18 protein-coding genes are annotated in these 16,349 nt (G+C 72.7%); 6 read left to right on the top strand and 12 right to left on the bottom strand.

Annotated elements, in window-relative coordinates:
- Together glcF and QZV97_RS12630 are read left to right on the top strand one after the other, a co-directional pair.
- Positions 1–1,199, top strand: a 1,199-nt coding sequence (glcF, locus tag QZV97_RS12635) for a glycolate oxidase subunit GlcF (RefSeq protein WP_295642420.1), incomplete at its 5' end; no start/stop codon positions are given.
- Between the two features lie 30 nt (positions 1,200–1,229).
- The gene (locus QZV97_RS12630; protein ID WP_295642418.1) at positions 1,230–2,075 is read left to right on the top strand and encodes a hypothetical protein; all 846 of its coding nucleotides are present in this window, start codon (positions 1,230–1,232) and stop codon (positions 2,073–2,075) included.
- Between the two features lie 114 nt (positions 2,076–2,189).
- Here the strand turns inward: QZV97_RS12630 and QZV97_RS12625 are convergent, their stop codons facing one another.
- From QZV97_RS12625 to QZV97_RS12590, 8 genes are all read right to left on the bottom strand, one after another.
- Complete coding sequence (locus QZV97_RS12625) at positions 2,190–3,158, bottom strand: DMT family transporter (RefSeq protein WP_295642424.1); 969 nt, start codon at positions 3,156–3,158, stop codon at positions 2,190–2,192.
- A 53-nt stretch (positions 3,159–3,211) separates the two neighbouring features.
- Positions 3,212–4,039, bottom strand: a complete 828-nt coding sequence (locus QZV97_RS12620; protein WP_295642416.1) for an AraC family transcriptional regulator — start codon at positions 4,037–4,039, stop codon at positions 3,212–3,214.
- Between the two features lie 47 nt (positions 4,040–4,086).
- The gene (locus tag QZV97_RS12615) at positions 4,087–4,278 is read right to left on the bottom strand and encodes a hypothetical protein (RefSeq protein WP_295642414.1); all 192 of its coding nucleotides are present in this window, start codon (positions 4,276–4,278) and stop codon (positions 4,087–4,089) included.
- A 129-nt stretch (positions 4,279–4,407) separates the two neighbouring features.
- Positions 4,408–5,520, bottom strand: a complete 1,113-nt coding sequence (locus QZV97_RS12610) for a transglutaminase family protein (RefSeq protein WP_295642412.1) — start codon at positions 5,518–5,520, stop codon at positions 4,408–4,410.
- A gap of 31 nt (positions 5,521–5,551) precedes the next feature.
- Positions 5,552–6,070: a TlpA disulfide reductase family protein gene (locus tag QZV97_RS12605; protein WP_295642410.1), complete on the bottom strand. Its 519-nt coding sequence runs from the start codon at positions 6,068–6,070 to the stop codon at positions 5,552–5,554.
- 10 nt (positions 6,071–6,080) lie between these two features.
- The gene (locus tag QZV97_RS12600) at positions 6,081–7,775 is read right to left on the bottom strand and encodes an NAD(P)/FAD-dependent oxidoreductase (RefSeq protein ID WP_295642408.1); all 1,695 of its coding nucleotides are present in this window, start codon (positions 7,773–7,775) and stop codon (positions 6,081–6,083) included.
- 67 nt (positions 7,776–7,842) lie between these two features.
- Entirely contained in the window at positions 7,843–8,010 is a 168-nt protein-coding gene (locus tag QZV97_RS12595) for a hypothetical protein (protein WP_295642406.1), read from the bottom strand.
- 57 nt (positions 8,011–8,067) lie between these two features.
- Positions 8,068–9,030, bottom strand: a complete 963-nt coding sequence (locus QZV97_RS12590) for a rhodanese-like domain-containing protein (RefSeq protein WP_295642404.1) — start codon at positions 9,028–9,030, stop codon at positions 8,068–8,070.
- 135 nt (positions 9,031–9,165) lie between these two features.
- Between QZV97_RS12590 and QZV97_RS12585 the strand changes: the two genes are divergently transcribed.
- Complete coding sequence (locus tag QZV97_RS12585; protein WP_295642402.1) at positions 9,166–9,687, top strand: hypothetical protein; 522 nt, start codon at positions 9,166–9,168, stop codon at positions 9,685–9,687.
- A gap of 35 nt (positions 9,688–9,722) precedes the next feature.
- On the opposite strand, the gene QZV97_RS12580 is transcribed toward QZV97_RS12585, so the two are convergent.
- Positions 9,723–10,607 carry a LysR substrate-binding domain-containing protein gene (locus QZV97_RS12580; protein WP_295642400.1) on the bottom strand — a complete coding sequence of 295 codons (885 nt, stop codon included), beginning with the start codon at positions 10,605–10,607 and terminating at the stop codon, positions 9,723–9,725.
- Positions 10,608–10,728: 121 nt separating this feature from the next.
- Here QZV97_RS12580 and QZV97_RS12575 point away from each other — a divergent pair, with 121 nt between their 5' ends.
- Genes QZV97_RS12575 through QZV97_RS12565 form a run of 3 tightly spaced genes read left to right on the top strand, consistent with a single transcriptional unit; the run spans position 10,729 to position 13,728 of the window.
- Entirely contained in the window at positions 10,729–11,622 is an 894-nt protein-coding gene (locus QZV97_RS12575; protein WP_295642399.1) for an amino acid ABC transporter substrate-binding protein, read from the top strand.
- A gap of 19 nt (positions 11,623–11,641) precedes the next feature.
- Entirely contained in the window at positions 11,642–12,424 is a 783-nt protein-coding gene (locus tag QZV97_RS12570) for an amino acid racemase (protein ID WP_295642397.1), read from the top strand.
- Positions 12,421–13,728: a D-amino acid dehydrogenase gene (locus QZV97_RS12565; RefSeq protein WP_295642395.1), complete on the top strand. Its 1,308-nt coding sequence runs from the start codon at positions 12,421–12,423 to the stop codon at positions 13,726–13,728. Before QZV97_RS12570 ends, QZV97_RS12565 begins: the two co-directional genes overlap by 4 nt.
- Here QZV97_RS12565 and selD read toward each other — a convergent pair.
- The 3 genes from selD to ureG are packed head-to-tail and all read right to left on the bottom strand — an operon-like array spanning position 13,715 to position 16,345.
- Positions 13,715–14,782, bottom strand: coding sequence for a selenide, water dikinase SelD (gene selD / locus QZV97_RS12560; protein ID WP_295642393.1), 1,068 nt, complete (start codon positions 14,780–14,782; stop codon positions 13,715–13,717). The genes QZV97_RS12565 and selD overlap by 14 nt on opposite strands.
- Positions 14,783–14,840: 58 nt before the next feature.
- Positions 14,841–15,686 carry an urease accessory protein UreD gene (locus tag QZV97_RS12555; RefSeq protein ID WP_295642391.1) on the bottom strand — a complete coding sequence of 282 codons (846 nt, stop codon included), beginning with the start codon at positions 15,684–15,686 and terminating at the stop codon, positions 14,841–14,843.
- Complete coding sequence (ureG, locus tag QZV97_RS12550) at positions 15,683–16,345, bottom strand: urease accessory protein UreG (protein ID WP_295642389.1); 663 nt, start codon at positions 16,343–16,345, stop codon at positions 15,683–15,685. Before ureG ends, QZV97_RS12555 begins: the two co-directional genes overlap by 4 nt.
- Positions 16,346–16,349: the final 4 nt, after the last annotated feature.

Below are 16,349 nucleotides of genomic sequence, written 5' to 3'. Positions count from 1 at the left end.
CCGAAGCCATCCTGCGCAAGTGCGTGCACTGCGGCTTCTGCACCGCCACCTGCCCGACCTACCAGCTGCTGGGCGACGAGCTCGACGGCCCGCGCGGCCGCATCTACCTGATCAAGCAGGTGCTGGAAGGCGCGCAACCCACGCGCAGCACGCAGCTCCACCTGGACCGCTGCCTGACCTGCCGCAACTGCGAGAGCACCTGCCCGTCGGGCGTGCAGTACGGCGCGCTGGTCGACATCGGCCGGCGCGTCGTCGATGCCAAGGTCGAGCGCCCGCCGGCCGAACGCGCCGTGCGCACCGCGCTGAAGGAGGGCCTGACCTCGCCGCTGTTCGCCCCCGCGATGAAGCTCGGCCAGTGGTTCCGCCCCTTCGTGCCCGCCGCGCTGAAGGCCAAGGTCCCGCCCCGGGCCGGCCCGCGCGCGCACGACTGGCCGACGCGCCGCCACCCGCGCAAGGTGTTGATGCTGCTGGGCTGCGTGCAGCCGGCGATGGCGCCCAACATCAACAGCGCGACCGCGCGCGTGCTCGACGCCGCCGGCATCCAGACCCTGGTGGCCGACGGCGCCGGCTGCTGCGGCGCGATCCGCGACCACCTCGGCGACCACGAGGGCGCACTGGCCGACATGCGCCGCAACGTCGACGCCTGGTGGCCGCTGGTGCAGGGCCTCACCGCGCAGGGCAAGGTCGAGGCCGTCGTGATGAACGCCTCCGGCTGCGGCGCCACCGTCAAGCAGTACACGCACCACCTGCGGCACGACCCGGCCTACGCCGAGCGCGCGCAGAAGATCGCCGCGCTGACGCGCGACCTGAGCGAGCTGCTGCCCGACGTGGCACCGCGCCTGAAGCCGCGCCTGCGCAGCGCCAGGCCGCCGAAGCTGGTCTACCACCCGCCCTGCACGCTGCAGCACGGCCAGCAGCTGCGCGGCGGCGTCGAGTCGGCCTTGCGCGAGCTGGGCTTCGACATCCAGCTCACGCCGGTCGACAGCCACCTGTGCTGCGGCTCGGCCGGCACCTACTCGGTGCTGCAGCCCGAGCTGGCCTACCAGCTGCGCGACCGCAAGCTCGACGCGCTGGCGCAGGCCGGCGCCGAGTGCATCGTCTCGGCCAACGTCGGCTGCATCCAGCACCTGCAGAGCGGCAGCACCGTGACGCCGGTGAAGCACTGGGTCGAGGTGCTGGACGAGGCCCTGCGCCCGTGAGCCGACCTGAAACTCGGTAAGGACACCTCGATGAACTTCGCGCCCAGAGCACTCAGGACGCTGCTCATGACATTGAGCATGACGCTCGTGGCTGGCGCTTCAGTTGCGGCCGAGTTCGATGCACTGGCCGAGCGATTCCTGCCAGCCCACTGGATCAAGGAAAGACTCCGGGGCAACGCTCTCGCCAGTGCCATCAGCAACGCGTGCAGCAAGCCGTCACCGTGCGACTATCCGCAACCACAGGCCGCGGGTGTCGTCACCGATGCAGACTTGCGAAGCATCATGACGCGTCTGGACGAAGTGTCCGCGCGGGGTGTGGCGCTGATCGATGCCGACACACCGGCGGTTCGAGACGTGGTTCGCCGACAGCTCGCCATCTTTCGGCCGCCTGACCAAAGCACGTTGGAGTTCTGGGGCAAGCCCAACCCCAAAGCAGCGAAGTGGCTGGCCCTGCGAACCGAGTTTTTCCGCGAAGGCTATCGGCTTATCGCGTACCGAGACGTACTCATGCGATTCGCTCCCGCCAGGATGCATGATGAGTCTGGAGTCTCGACACGCCACGCGACTTGGCTATTGGACGCCGAGCACCGAGCCATACGGCACATGTTGGTCAGCGATCAGCTCTCGGCCGCGCTGCCGCCCGGCGTCGATCTTTCGCGTCTTCGACATCTTGATGCCGAGGCCTTGAAGCTCGAATCGGAGGACTGGTTGTTGCGAAGCCAGCTGGACGTGTGGAAGTACTGGTTCCATCACGTTGAGAACGGGGTCTTTCAGCTCTGGACCTCTGACGCGCGCTTCTTGGCGGACTACAAGATCATGAGCGCCGATGTACGAAAGATCATCGCTGAGCAGCTCCGCGCTCGGCCGGCCCGATGAGGGGAGGCCAGAATTCGATCGCCGTTGCCGGGCCGTGTCCAGTGAAGAATTCGAGGTGACCGTCGATTGCGCAGCTCCCGCTTCTGACATAGGTCTTCTTCCGTTGAACCACCCTCAGCCCGCGTGCCCCTCCGCCGCCAGCGGCTCGGGCTTCACGCGCAGCGCCCACAGCACGCCGGCCACCAGCAGCGCCACGCCGCCGAGCGTCGTCGACCCGGGCCACTCGCCGCGCAGCGCGTAGGCGTAGGCCAGCGCCGACAGCGTCTCGAAGACGATCAGCTGGCCGACCAGCGAGGTCGGCAGGCGCTGGCTGGCCTCGTTCCAGCACAGCGTGCCCAGCCACGACGCGAACAGGCCGACCGCGAGCATCAGCGCGACGAAGCGCTCGGGCGACGGCCCCAGCGGCATGTCGAAGGCCTGGCCGGACGCGCTGTTCCAGATCCAGAAACCCGCATAGCCCACGGCCGCCAGCGGCAGCGTGGCGACGCCCTGCGCGGTGGCCCAGGTGCGGGGGCTGCGGTCGGCATGCGCGCGCAGCCAGTCGGCATTGCGGATCGGATACCAGGTCCAGCAGGCCACCGCCGCCACGGCCAGCAGCGCGCCGCTGGCATAGCGCGCCAGGTCGGCCTGCGGGTCGGCGCGCAGCGCGGCGAGCTCGGCCTGGTTGACGCAGGCGATGCCGGCGGCGATCAGCCCCAGCGACGGCGCGAGCCGCCCCCACGGCAGGCGGCCGTCGCGCGCCGCGTCGCGGAAGTTCGAGGTGATCGCGATCACCACCGGCAGCGTGCCGATGATCATCGTCGGCAGCGGCCCGCCGGCGCGCTGGATCGCCGCCGCGAGGCACAGGTAGTACAGCAGGTTGCCGATCAGCGAGAGCTTGAGCGCCTCGCGCCAGTCGCCGCGCGTGAACTGCGCGAGCCGCGCACGGTCCAGCCAGGCCAGCGGCAGCGCGATCAGCCCGAAGGCGAGGTAGCGCGCGAAGGACAGCAGCGCCGGCGGGTAGTCGGCCAGCATCGTCGGCGCGACGAAGACCAGGCCCCACATCAGGCCGGCGGCCAGGGCGAACAGGGTTCCGGTGAGCAACATGATCCGGCGAGCGTAGGTGCTCGCGGCGCTGCGGTCTTGTACCGGCTTGCTCAAGCCCGGCGCGTCTGCCTTTGGTAGCGGGCCGGCGTGACGCCGTAGCGCCGCGCGAAGGCGCGGGTGAGGTGCGCCTGGTCGGTGAGGCCGGTGGCCGCCGCCACCTCGGCCGGCGCATCGCCGGCCGCCAGCAGGCGCTTGGCCTCGAAGAGCCGCAGCGCCATCAGCATCTGCTGCGGCGTCGCGTGGTAGCGCGCCTTGAACTGGCGCAGGAAGTGAAAGGGGCTCAAGCCCGCGACCGCGGCCAGCTCGTCGAGCGTGAGGCGGCGATCGAGGTGCGCGCGCAGGTAGTCGACCACCGGCGCGAAACGCAGCGCGCCCTCGGGTGCGGCGGTGCGCGCACTGCGCGCATGGCGGCGGAACTCGGCCAGCAGCGTGTGCAGCAGGCTGTCGAAGGCCAGCGGCTCGTCGGCCCGCCACAGCGCGTCCAGCAGCGCGGCCACGCGGCGCGCGCGCGGCGCGTCGTGCCCGACCGCGTCGCCGAAGTGCCAGCCGCGGTCGCCGCTGACGCGCTCGACCACGTCGGCGTCGACGTAGACCATGCGGTAGCGCCAGCCGCCGTCGGTCTCGGCGCGGCCGGTGTGCAGCTCGTCGGGGTTCATCGTCACCAGCGACCCGGCCGGCGCCAGGTGGTCGCTGCCGCGGTAGCGGAAGCGTTCGACGCCGGCTTCGATCGCGCCCAGGCCGAAGGCCTCGTGGGTGTGCGGATCGAAGGTGTGGCGCACGATGTGCGCGCGGTACAGCTCGACGCCGTCGCGATGCGCCGGCCGCTTGAACTCGGCGCGGTCGAGCGGATGCTCGAAGGACTGCGGGACGCCGTGCATGGCGCCGATGATCGCAGACGCCCCGCGGCCGGCGCGGGACCGCGGACTCAGGCCGCGGCGGACCGGAAGTAGCGCGCTTCCAGCGCCTTCGCGTTCGTCAGCCGCAGCGCCACCAGCAGGCGCTCCATCCACGTCAGCGGCTGGATGCTGCCGTCGGGCAGGAACAGCACCGGGCCGAGGATGGGCTCGTCCTCGATCTTCGATTCCTGGTGGGTCACGGGCGTCCTGGCTTCGCTCATCGTCGTCTCCTTGCGTCAGCGTCGCGCCGGGCCGGAGCGGCCGCGCGATGTAACAGGATGTGTGCCCGCGAAGACTAACGCGGGAGTGCGACTTTCGACAAGGGCGGGAACCAGCACGGCATCCCGCGATCAGGCGCCCAGTTCGCGCGCCGCGATCGTGTAGCGGAAGCTGTCCGGCGACAGCGAATCGAAGGCGCCGCTGGCGTTCTCGCCCTGCGGGTACATCAGGAAGGGCAGCGTGCCCTTGCCGGCGCTGCCGGGCAGGCGCACGTCGTGCGCGGTGTTGTAGGCGATCCAGTTGCCTTCCCAGTGGCCGAACAGGCCCTTGTTGACCGGCGCGGCGACCGGGTGTGCCGGGTCCCTGATCCACTCCGGCGTCTCCTGGCGCATCACCTTCAGCACGTCGGCCGGGTCCATCGCGACCCAGCCGTGCTGGCGCAGGAAGACCTCGGCGCGGCAGTGCTGGGCGCTCTTCAGGCTGGCCGGGTTGCCGGCGCCGAGCTCCTTGTAGCCGAAGGCCGAGGGGGCGACGCGCAGGCCGTAGACGTCGCGTGCCGGGATGCCGACCGAGCGGCTCATCGCGACGAAGACCGCGTTGAGATCGGCGCACTTGCCGGCGAGGTTGCCGGTCTCGAGCATGGTGCGCACGTCGCCGGTGCCGCAGCCCTTGACCTTGGGTTCGCGGTGCGCGTTCGTCACCACCCAGCGGTACAGCGCCTGCACCTTCTCGATCTCGGTCCTGGCGCCGCGCGTGGCTTCGAGCGCCGTCTTGCGCACGATGCCGTCGGTCGGCATCAGCTCGCTCGGCGCGAGCGCGGCGCGCAGCACCTCGGGGTCCTCGCTGGCGCGGCCCGGCTTCGACCAGTCGATGCTGCGGCCGCGCGTCTGCAGGCGGCTCACCAGCGTGAACGTGGGCGCGCCGACGCCGGGCGGGAACTCGGCGTAGAGCATGCGCACGCCGCGCCCGGCATCGGCCACCAGCTTCATCGTGGTGGCATTGCCGGTCCAGTCGTGGCCCAGCGAGCGCTGGTAGTCGGTCTCGACGTCGGGCAGCGGCAGCCAGACGCGCGTCGTGCCCTGGTGGTCGGCGACCGTGACCGTGGTCGTGGTCTCGAAGCCGCGCCACGGGCCGACCTGCGGCTCGTAGCGGCGCTCCTGGGCAAGGACCGGCGGCAGCAGCGGGGCAGCGGCCAGCGCGCAGGCACCCTGGATCAGCGAGCGGCGGGAGACGGTGTCGGACATGGTGGGGGGCTCCTGGTTGAAGGTCGGAAGATCAGCGGGCGCGCAACAGGGGCGCCATCCATCGGGCGGCTTCGGCGCCGGCCCAGTCGGCCTCGCCGATGACCGAGAACGCCGCGCGCCCGTCGCGGCCGACGACGACCGTGGTCGGGAACACGCGCACACCCCAGGCCTGCGAGGCCGCGCCGTCGGCATCACGCACGACGCGGGTCCGGCTGAGCGGCATGAACTGCATGAACTTGCCCAGCGCCTGGTCGGTCTCGCGGTGGTTCACCGCGACGACCTGCAGGCCGTCGGCTGCATGACGCTCGGCCAGCACGTCGAGCAAGGGCAGCTCGTCGACGCAGGGCGGGCACCAGCTGGCCCAGAAGTTGAGCACCACGACCTGGCCGCGCGCGCTGGCCAGGTCGAAGGGCGGCCCATCGTGGCCGGGCAAGGCGAGGTTCGGCGTGGCGCGGTTGGCCGGCCAGGGACGCGGCAGCGGCGCGGCGGTCGCCGGTGCGGCGACCGCCGCGCCCAGCAGACTCATCAGCAATCGACGACGCGCATTCATCGGCAGCGGCTCAGTACAGCGCCGCCGATGCGGACGGCTTGCCCGACGGGCGCTCGAGGCCCAGCAGCGCCGCACCCACCGCTTCGGCCACCTCGATGCCGTCGACGCCGGCCGACATGATGCCGCCCGCGTAGCCCGCACCCTCGCCGGCCGGGTAGAGGCCGTGCACGTTGAGGCTCTGGAAGTCGCGGCCGCGCGTGATGCGCAGCGGCGACGAGGTGCGGGTCTCGACGCCGGTCAGCATCGCGTCGGGCATGGCGAAGCCCTTGATCTGCTTCTCGAAGGCGGGCAGGGCCTCGCGGATCGCCTCGATCGCGTAGGGCGGCAGGGCCGGGGCCAGGTCGGTCAGGCTCACGCCGGGCTTGTACGAGGGCTCGACGCCGCCGAGCACGCGGCTGGGCCGGCCCTTCAGGAAATCGCCCAGCAACTGGCCGGGTGCGAGGTAGCCGCCGCCGCCCAGCTCGTAGGCGCGCGACTCCCATAGGCGCTGGAAGGCCAGGCCGTCGAGCGGGCTCACCGGGCCTTCCGCCGGACGACCCAGGAGCGCGTCCTGCCGGTAGTCCTGCGGCGCGATGCCGACGACGATGCCGGCATTGGCGTTGCGCTCGTTGCGCGAGTACTGGCTCATGCCGTTGGTCACCACACGCCCGGGCTCCGAGGTCGCGGCCACCACGGTGCCGCCGGGGCACATGCAGAAGCTGTAGACCGAGCGGCCGTTCTTCGCGTGGTGCACGAGCTTGTAGTCGGCCGCGCCCAGCAGCGGATGGCCGGCGCCGGGGCCGAAGCGCGCCCTGTCGATCACGCCCTGCGGGTGCTCGATGCGAAAGCCGATCGAGAAGGGCTTGGCCTCCATGAAGACGCCGCGCGCGTGCAGCATCTGGAAGCTGTCGCGGGCACTGTGGCCGAGCGCCAGCACGACGTGGTCGGCGCGCAATTGCTCGCCGGACGCGAGCGTGAGGCCCCGGATCGCACCGCCTTCGATCGACACGTCGGTCACGCGCTGCCCGAAGCGGATCTCGCCGCCCAGCGACTCGATCCCGGCGCGCATCTTCTCGATCATGCTCACCAGCCGGAAGGTGCCGATGTGCGGCTTGCTGACGAAGAGGATCTCCTCCGGCGCCCCGGCCTTGACGAACTCGTCCAGCACCTTGCGCGTCAGGTGACGCGGGTCGCTGATCTGGCTCCACAGCTTGCCGTCGCTGAAGGTGCCGGCGCCGCCCTCGCCGAACTGCACGTTGGACTCCGGCTCCAGCACGCCCTTGCGCCACAGGCCCCAGGTGTCCTGGGTGCGTTCGCGCACCGCCTTGCCGCGCTCCAGCACGATGGGCCGCAGGCCCATCTGCGCCAGGATCAGCGCGGCGAACAGGCCGCAGGGCCCGAAGCCCACGACCACGGGGCGTGGGCCGCCCGCGGCCGCGAAGTCGGCCGGCGCGTGGCCGACGCCGCGGTAGCGCGTGTCGGGCGCGGGCCGGATCTTGGGGTCGTGCGGCTGCACGCGGGCCAGCACGGCCGCCTCGTCGGCGACCTCGCAGTCCAGCGTGTAGACGAGCTGGATCGCGGTCTTCTTGCGCGCGTCGTGGCCGCGGCGAAAGACGTGCAGGTCCAGCAATTGCGCGTCGGCGATGCCGAGGCGGGCCAGGACGGCCGGGCGCAGGGCGTCCTCGGCATGGTCCAGCGGCAGGCGCAGTTCGTTGATGCGCAGCATGGTCGGGTGCGGCCGGGTCGGGGCCGAAACCAGGGGCGGCGGCGTTCGCACGCCGCCGCGGGGGGCGTCAGCCGCCCTTCTTGGCGCGCTTGCCCGGGTTCTTCTTGCTGCGGGTGTGCGAGCCGCGCTCCAGGCTGACCTTCTGGCCATGGCCGGCGGTGAGCGCGACGCCCTTGGGCGCGGCGGGACGCGGGGTGGCTTTGCGGTCGGCTTCGGTGGTGATCTTGTTGCCCATGGTGGTTGACTCTGGCTCGTGAATTGCGGAACGAAGGCGGGATTAGGCCACAACCGCTCACGGCAAGAGCTGCGGCCGGGCCGTGGCGACCGCCCGCCCGGCCGCGGCCCAACCCTCCAGGCCGCCCGCCAGCGGCCGCACGCGCGGCAGGCCGGCCGCCCGCAGGCGCAGCGCCGCGGTCGCCGCCGAGGCCTCGTTGGGACAGTTGCAGTAGGTGACGATCTCGCGGTCGTGGGGCAGCGAGGCGGCCCGCGCGGCGATGCCGTCCAGGTCGGCGATCAGGGCGCCGGGGATGTGGCGGGTGTCGAGCTCGGCCGCGGCGAGCGAACGCACGTCGATGATCAGCGGCGCCGGCTCGCCGTCGCCGGCGGCGTCGATCAGGGCCTGCAGCTCGTCGGCGGCGATGCGCGGCACCGCGGCCTCGCGCAGGAAGCGCTGGCGCCGCCACCAGCGCCAGGCGACGAAGCCGGCCAGCAGGGCCAGCAGCAGCAGCGTCGCCGTGGTGCCGGCGCTGGCCAGCGCGACCAGCAGGCGCTCGACCTCGCCGGCGAAGACCACGCCCAAGCCGAGGAAGACGCCGGACCAGAGCGCGCCGCCGAGCGCGTCGCTGGCGACGAAGCGGCCGAGCGACATGCCCATCGCCCCGGCCATCGGCGCCGCCACGACGGACACGCCGGGCACGAACTTGGCCGCCACCAGCGAGCTGCCGCCCCAGCGTGCGACCAGGGCCTCGCTCTGGCGCACGCAGCTGTCGGGCGACAGCGACCAGCGGCACAGCAGGCCCAGCACGCGATGGCCCTGGGCGCGGCCGGCCCAGAACCACAGCCCGTCGCCCAGCACATTGGCCGCCACCGCGACCGCGAAGGCCAGCGGCAGCGAGACCACGCCCACCGCCGACAGCCCGCCGGCCACCACCAGCAAGGGTGCGGCCGGCACCGGCGCGCCGATGCGCGCGGCCAGCGTGGCGACGAAGACGAGCAGCGCACCGTGCGTCGTGACGAGGTCGATCAGGGTCTGCACGGCGGTGCCTGGCGCTGGGGATGGCTACGGATGGTCACGATTCGAACATGGCGAACGCGATTGCGTCGGCGCACGGCGGGAACCTCGCCCGACGCACGCGGTCCCTCGGGCTGCACACACAAGAAGGAGCGCGGTATGCAAGCACGAGTCCTGACGAAACGACGGTCGGCCTGGCGACCGCTCGCCGCACTGGCTGCATTGCTGCTGGTCGGCGCCGCCCTGTGGATCACCACGCCGGCGCAGGCGCAGTCCGCCGGCAAGGCGCCGGTGCTGGGCGACGGTCCGCCCAAGGGCAAGCCGCTGAGCCAGCCGCAGCTCAAGGCCTGCCTCGACCTGCAGCGGCAGCTGGAGCAGGAAGGCGCCGAGCTGCAGCGCGACCAGACCGAGCTCGATGCCGCCAGGCAAACCTTCGAGCGCTTCGACGCGCAGCTGCAGGCCGACCGCGCCACGCTGGTCGCCACCGACAAGGCCGCGGTCGACGCCTACAACGCGCGCCTCGACCAGCGCCGCCAGATGGTCGCCGACTACAACGCCAAGGCGCCCGCGTACGCGAGGCAGGCGCAGACCTACAACGGCCTGCGCCAGACCTGGGCCAGCGACTGCGACGACCGGCCCTACGACGCGGACGACTACGCGGCGATCTTCCGCGCGCGCTGACGCGCGTCAGGCCCGCGCCGCGAAGCCGGCGTCACTCATGACGCCGTCACCGCGCGGAAGGCGGCGATGAAGTCGGCCACCGGCTGCGGCGAACGCAGGCCCTGGGGCAGCAGCGCACGCACCTCGACCGGCACCTCGGGCAGCAGCGTGCGCACGTGCAGCGCGTCGCTGCGGCCGGCCTGCGCGGTGAAGGAGTCGATGATCGCCGGCCCGAAGCCCTGCTCGGCCAGCACCATCGCGATGTGGTGGGTCTGCACGGTGATGCCGGCGCGCGGCGCCACGCCCAGGCGCGCCCACTGATCGGCCAGCACCGTGCCCAGCGGGTCGCGCTCGTCGATGCGGATGAAGGGCGAGCGCAGCAGGTCCTCCAGCGACACCGTCGTGCGGCGGTCCGCGGCCGAGTCGCCGGTGCGCGTCACGCAGACCAGGCGGCCGGTCGCGACCAGTTCCTCGTGCAACGCCGGATGCGGCAGGCTGCCGTAGACGATGCCGACGTCGCCCTCCTGCAGCGCGATGGCACGCGCGATCTCGGCCGAGTGCAGCGTCTTGATGGTCACCGGCATCTGCGGGTGCCGCGCGCGAAAGCGCTCCAGCGCCCGCGGCAGCGCGCGCACCGCGAGCGAGGGCACGATGAGGATGCGGAACTGCTGGCCCTCGCCGCTGCCCAGCGCGCCGGCGATGCGGCGCACCGACTCCAGCTGCGACATCAGGCGCTGCACCTCGGGATAGAGCGCCTGGGCCTCGTGCGTGGGCACCAGGCGGTTGCGCTGGCGCGTGAAGAGCGCGTAGCCCAGCTGCAGCTCGGCATGCTGCAGCGTCTGCGTGACGGCCGGCTGCGTCACGTGCAGCAGCCGCGCTGCGGCGCTCACCGTGCCGGTCAGCATCACCGCGTTGAAGACCTCGATGTGCTTCAAGCGCATCGAGCCATTAGGTCAGCTTATGGTCTACCCGTCAAATGCGATGCGCCGGCCGGCACGGCACTCGCTAGCATCCGGCGCACCCCTTCCCGCAATTCCGGCCACCGCCAGAAAGGACCTCCGCATGCGCCCCTCGATCCGCACCGGCCTCGCCGCCCTCGCCGCCCTGAGCTGTGCCGCCGTCTCGGCCCAGACCGCCGGCACGCTCGACAAGGTCAAGGCCAGCGGCAGCATGACCGTGGCCTACCGCGAAGCCTCGATCCCCTTCTCCTACCTCGGCGCCGACGCACAGCCGGTCGGCTTCGGCTGGGAGATCTGCGGCAAGGTCGTCGACGCCGTGAAAAAGGCCACCGGCCGCGCCGACCTCAAGCTCGCGACCCAGGCCGTGACCTCGCAGAACCGCATCCCGCTGCTGCAGAACGGCACCATCGACATCGAGTGCGGCTCGACCACCAACAACAGCGAGCGCGGCAAGCAGGTCGCCTTCGCGACCAACTACTTCTACACCGGCACGCGCTTCCTGGTGAAGGCCGACTCGCCGGTCAAGTCGATCGCCGACCTGAAGGGCAAGAAGGTCGTCTCGACCACCGGCACCACCAACTACCAGATCCTGCGCAAGCTCAACGCCGACCGCGCGCTCGACTTCGAGCTGCTGAGCGCCAAGGACCACGCCGAATCCGCGCTGCTGGTGCAGGCCGGCCGCGCCGACGCCTTCGGCATGGACGACATCCTGCTGTACGGCCTGCGCGCCAGCGCGCAGAACCCGGCCGAGCTGGCGGTGGTTGGCGAGGCGATCCAGGTCGAGCCCTACGCGATCATGATCCGCAAGGACGACCCGGCCTTCAAGAAGCTGGTCGACGACACGCTGGCCGGGCTGATGAAGAGCGGCGAGTTCGAGGCGCTGTACAAGAAGTGGTTCCAGTCGCCGATCCCGCCCAAGGGCATCAACCTCAACGCGCCGATGAGCCAGGAGCTCAAGGACAACCTGAAGGCGCTGTCGGACAAGCCGGCGACCTGAGCGGCGCGCCCCCCTCGACGTGAACGCGATCGACCTTCCGCCGCGCACCGCGCGCGGCGCGGGCAGCGCTTGGCCCGACGCGACCGGCGGCGTGGTCGGCATCCTCGGCGGCATGGGGCCGCTGGCGACGCTGGACTTCATGCGCAAGATGCTGGCGGCCACGCCCGCTGCCATCGACCAGGAGCATGTGCCGGTGGTCGTCAGCTCGATCCCGCAGGTGCCCGACCGCACGCGCGCCTTCCGCGGCGAGGGCGATTCGCCGCTCGCGGCGATGGTCGCCAGCGGCCGCCGCCTGGTGGCGGCTGGCGCGGAGCTGGTGGTGATGCCCTGCAACACCGCCCACCTGTGGTTCGACGAGCTGCAGGACGCGCTCGGCCTGCCGATGCTGCACCTGGTCGACGCCGCGCTCGAGGACGCGGTGGCGCAGGCCGGCGACGGCGGGCGCATCGGCCTGCTGGCGACCGACGCGACCCTGGCGTCGGGCCTCTACCTGAACCGCGCCATGTCCGGCGTGCAATGGCTGCTGCCGACCGCCGGCGAGATGCTGGAGCGCGTGATGCCCGGCATCGCCGCGGTCAAGGCCGGCCGGCTGCCGCAGGCGCGCGAGCTGCTGCTGGCTGCGGTCGACGCGCTGCAGCGTCGCGGCGCCAGCGCGGTGGTGCTGGGCTGCACCGAGATCCCGGTCGCGCTCGACACCGCCGACGCGCCGCTGCCGCTGGTCGACGCGACCGGCGCGCTGGCGCGCCGCGCGGTCGCGTGGTCGATGGAACGGCGGCGCAACCCGGCGGTGCCCCGGCAGTGAACGCGCCGCGCGGCAGCGTCTGCGTGGTCGGCGCCGGCATCGTCGGCTGCGCGACGGCCTACGCGCTGGCGCGCGACGGCTGGCAGGTCACGCTGGTCGACGCAGCCGCGCAGCCGGGCCAGGGCGCGAGCCTGGCCAACGGCGCGCAGCTGAGCTACAGCTACGTCGAGCCGCTGGCCACGCCGGCCGCGCTGCGCGCGCTGCCCGGCTGGCTGCTCAAGGCCGACAGCCCGCTGCGCTGGCGGCCGCGGCCGGATGTCGACCACCTGCGCTGGCTCGCGGCCTTCGTGCGGGCCTGCCGCGCCTCGCAGGTGCGCGACACCACCGCGGCGCTGCTGGTGCTGTCCTTCCTGAGCCGCGACACGCTGCATGCCTGGCTGGCCGAACAGCCGGGCGCCGCGGCGCGCAGCGGTCACGGGCGGCCCGGCAAGCTGGTGCTGTATCGCGACGCCGCGGCGCGCGCCGGCGTGCAGCGTCAGCTCGACGCGCAGGCGGCGCTGGGCTGCCGGCAGCGCGTCGTCGATCGCGACGAGTGCGTCGCGATCGAAGCCGCGCTCGCCGCCGACCGCGGCGCCATCGCTTTCGGCGTGTGGACCGACAGCGAGGAAGTCGTCGACGCCGCGCGGCTGGCCCAGGCGCTGGCGCAGGCCAGCGGCGCGCGCCTGCGCCTGGGCGAGAAGGCGCTGGGCTTCGAGCAGCGCGACGGCCGCCTGCACGCGCTGCGGCTGCAGGACGACGTCATCGCGGCCGCTCATTTCGTCGTCGCCACCGGCGCCGGCGCCGCGACGCTGCTGCGGCCGCTGGGCCTGCACCTGCCGATCGAGCCGATCAAGGGTTACAGCATCACCGTGCCGGTCGTCGACGCCACCGCGGCGCCGCGCGTCAGCGTCACCGACACCGCGCGCAAGCTCGTCTACGCGCGTCTCGGCGACCGGCTGCGCGTCGCGGGTTTCGCCGAGCTGGTCGGCGCCGACCGCCGCATCGCGCCGGCGCGCATCGAGGCGCTGTGCGACGCGGTCCGGCAGACCTTCCCCGGCGCCTGCGACCTGCGCGAGCCGGCCGCCTGGGCCGGCCTGCGACCGGCCACGCCGGACGGACGCCCGCGCGTCGGCGCGACCCGCTTCCCCAATCTCTGGATCAACGCCGGCCAGGGCGCGCTGGGCCTGACGCTGGCGGCCGGCAGCGCGGCGCTGCTGGCGCGCCTGATGGCGCGGGCCGAGCCCGGCATCGATCCGCGGCCCTACGCACCGGACGCAGAAGCCTGCCCGTCGTCGGCGCGGGCGCCGCAGGCTACTGCAGCCTGAGTCGCGGCGCCGCGTCCGACGCTGCCCGCACCTCGCCGATCTCGGCCGCCGCCTCGAAGCCGTGGCGGCCGAACACCGCCAGCACCTCGGGGACCGCGGCCGCGTCGCAGCTCACCAGCAGGCCGCCGCTGGTCTGCGGGTCGGTCAGCAGCGCGCGATCGACCGGGTCGAAGCCTTCGGGCACGACCACCTCGGCGCCATAGCCGGCCCAGTTGCGGCCCGAGGCGCCGGTGACGAAGCCCTGCACCGCCAGGGCACGCGCGCCGGCCAGCAGCGGCACGCGCGACCAGTCGATGACCACGTCGGCCTGCGCGCCGCGCGCGATCTCGAGCGCGTGCCCGGCCAGGCCGAAGCCGGTGACGTCGGTCAGCGCGTGCACGCCGGGCAGCGCGGCCAGGTCGGGGCCGGGCGTGTTGAGCCGCGTCGTGGTCTCGATCATGCGGGCGTAGCCGTCGGCATCCAGCCGCTCCTGCTTCAGCGCCGCCGACAGCACGCCCACGCCCAGCGGCTTGCCGAGCACCAAGCGGTCGCCGGCCCTCGCGTCGGCATTGCGCTTGACGCGCTGCGGATGCACCAGGCCCAGCGCGACCAGGCCATAGATCGCCTCGACCGAGTCGATGCTGTGCCCGCCCGCGATGGGGATGCCCGCCGCCCGGCACGCCGCCTCGCCGCCTTCGAGCACGCGCGCGATCGTGCGCGGCCCCAGCACCTTGATCGGCATGCCGACCAGCGCCAGCGCCATGATGGGCCGGCCGCCCATCGCGTAGACGTCCGAGATCGCGTTGGTGGCCGCGATGCGCCCGAAGTCGTAGGGGTCGTCGACGATGGGCATGAAGAAGTCGGTCGTCGCGACCAGGGCCTGCTCGTCGTTGAGGCGGTAGACGGCCGCATCGTCCGAGGTCTCGATGCCGACCAGCAGCTCCGGCGGCAGCGGCAGGCGCGCGCCGCTGCCGCGCAGGATCTCGCTCAGCAGGCCGGGCGCGATCTTGCAGCCGCAGCCGCCGCCGTGCGACAGCGAGGTGAGGCGGGGTTCGGTGGTGGCAGGGGCGTTCATACGCGGGCGCAGGTCGGCGAGGCGCGCAGCATAGCCCTGCGCATCGCGCGCCGTGCGCTCAGGTCTTCCAGACCCGCGGCGCGCACGCGGCCAGGCCCCAGGCGATCTCGCGCCAGCGCGCCCACACCGCGGCCAGCAGCTGCATCGCCGGCTCGACCCGCGGCGCCAGCACGCGCAGCACGACGACGCCTTCGTGCGGCGAGGTCGCACCGGCGCGTGCGGCCAGCGGGCTGGTGGCCGCCGGCTCGCGCGCCGCATCGAGCAGGGCCTCGACCCGCGTCGCTTCCAGCGCGCCGCCGGCCGCGAACCACAACATGCCGAGCACCCGCTGGCCGTCCCAGCCCAGCGGCGAGTCCAGCAGCCGGGCATCGGCCGCGTCGACGAGGCCGCGCTCGAGCCAGCGGCCCGGCAGTTCCAGGTGCTGCAGGTAGCGGCCGCGCTCGAAGGCCTGGCCGGCCGCCGGCAGGCCGAGCGCCAGCAGGTCCCAGCCGATCATCTCGGCACCCGGCGCGAGCGTGAAGCGCAGGCGGTTCTCGGCCAGCGCGCCGCTGTGGACGATGGCCTCGAGCGGCAACCACTCGAGCCGCGCACCGGGCGCGAGCCGCGCGTCGACGGTCTGCAGCGCCGGCGCGCCGCCGCTGCGGTAGAAGCGCGTGGCGCCGGGCGTGGTGAGCAGCGCGTGCGCGCCTTCGGCCACGTCGATATCGAGATCGAGTGTGTCGCCGCCGGCGATGCCGCCCGGCGGATGCACCAGCACGTCGTGGCAGACCGCCGGCGCCTCGGGGTAGAGGCTGGCCAGCACGCGCAGCGGGCCGTCGTGACGATCGTGGCGCACGCTGCGCCGGCCGCCGTCGCGCCAGTCCTCGCTGCGATAGCGCAGCTCCAGCCGCCCCGCCCAGCTCATGCTGCCGTCTTCAGCAAGCCCTTGCGCTCGATGAAGGCGATGACCTCGTCCAGCCCGGCGTTCGTCTTGAGGTTGGTCATGACGTAGGGCTTCACGCCACCGCCGGTGGCGGCGCGCATGCGCTTCGTGTCGGACTCCATCACCGCGAGGTCGGCGCCCACGTAGGGCGCGAGGTCGGTCTTGTTGATGACCAGCAGGTCGCTCTTGGTGATGCCGGGCCCGCCCTTGCGCGGGATCTTCTCGCCGGCGGCGACGTCGATCACGTAGATCGTCAGGTCGCTCAGCTCGGGGCTGAAGGTCGCGGCCAGGTTGTCGCCGCCGCTCTCGATGAAGACGATGTCGGCCTCGGGGTACTTCGCCAGCATCCGGTCGACCGCCTCGAGGTTGATCGACGCGTCCTCGCGGATCGCGGTGTGCGGGCAGCCGCCGGTCTCGACGCCCATGATGCGGTCGGCCTCCAGCGCGCCGGCGACGGTGAGCAGGCGCTGGTCTTCCCTGGTGTAGATGTCGTTGGTGACGACGACCAGGTCGTAGCGCGTGCGCAAGGTCTTGCACAGCATCTCGACCAGCGTGGTCTTGCCCGAGCCGACCGGGCCGCCGACGCCGACGCGCAGCGCGGGGAGTTTCTTGCTTCGGCGGAGCGGTGCGTTCGTCGTCATGCGT

The organism is uncultured Methylibium sp., from assembly GCF_902826655.1.
GTDB lineage: Bacteria > Pseudomonadota > Gammaproteobacteria > Burkholderiales > Burkholderiaceae_C > Methylibium.
The sequence above is the reverse complement of the archived record's forward strand: the minus strand, read 5'-3'. Positions and strand labels throughout refer to the sequence as shown.

Bases quoted from the DNA above. Each gene is read 5' to 3' on its own strand.
- QZV97_RS12630 (WP_295642418.1), top strand. From the start codon at position 1,230: ATGAACTTCGCGCCCAGAGCACTCAGGACGCTGCTCATGACATTGAGC.
- QZV97_RS12620 (WP_295642416.1), bottom strand. From the start codon at position 4,039: ATGCACGGCGTCCCGCAGTCCTTCGAGCATCCGCTCGACCGCGCCGAG.
- QZV97_RS12615 (WP_295642414.1), bottom strand. From the start codon at position 4,278: ATGAGCGAAGCCAGGACGCCCGTGACCCACCAGGAATCGAAGATCGAG.
- QZV97_RS12610 (WP_295642412.1), bottom strand. From the start codon at position 5,520: ATGTCCGACACCGTCTCCCGCCGCTCGCTGATCCAGGGTGCCTGCGCG.
- QZV97_RS12605 (WP_295642410.1), bottom strand. From the start codon at position 6,070: ATGAATGCGCGTCGTCGATTGCTGATGAGTCTGCTGGGCGCGGCGGTC.
- QZV97_RS12600 (WP_295642408.1), bottom strand. From the start codon at position 7,775: ATGCTGCGCATCAACGAACTGCGCCTGCCGCTGGACCATGCCGAGGAC.
- QZV97_RS12595 (WP_295642406.1), bottom strand. From the start codon at position 8,010: ATGGGCAACAAGATCACCACCGAAGCCGACCGCAAAGCCACCCCGCGT.
- QZV97_RS12585 (WP_295642402.1), top strand. From the start codon at position 9,166: ATGCAAGCACGAGTCCTGACGAAACGACGGTCGGCCTGGCGACCGCTC.
- QZV97_RS12580 (WP_295642400.1), bottom strand. From the start codon at position 10,607: ATGCGCTTGAAGCACATCGAGGTCTTCAACGCGGTGATGCTGACCGGC.
- QZV97_RS12575 (WP_295642399.1), top strand. From the start codon at position 10,729: ATGCGCCCCTCGATCCGCACCGGCCTCGCCGCCCTCGCCGCCCTGAGC.
- selD (WP_295642393.1), bottom strand. From the start codon at position 14,782: ATGAACGCCCCTGCCACCACCGAACCCCGCCTCACCTCGCTGTCGCAC.
- QZV97_RS12555 (WP_295642391.1), bottom strand. From the start codon at position 15,686: ATGAGCTGGGCGGGGCGGCTGGAGCTGCGCTATCGCAGCGAGGACTGG.
- ureG (WP_295642389.1), bottom strand. From the start codon at position 16,345: ATGACGACGAACGCACCGCTCCGCCGAAGCAAGAAACTCCCCGCGCTG.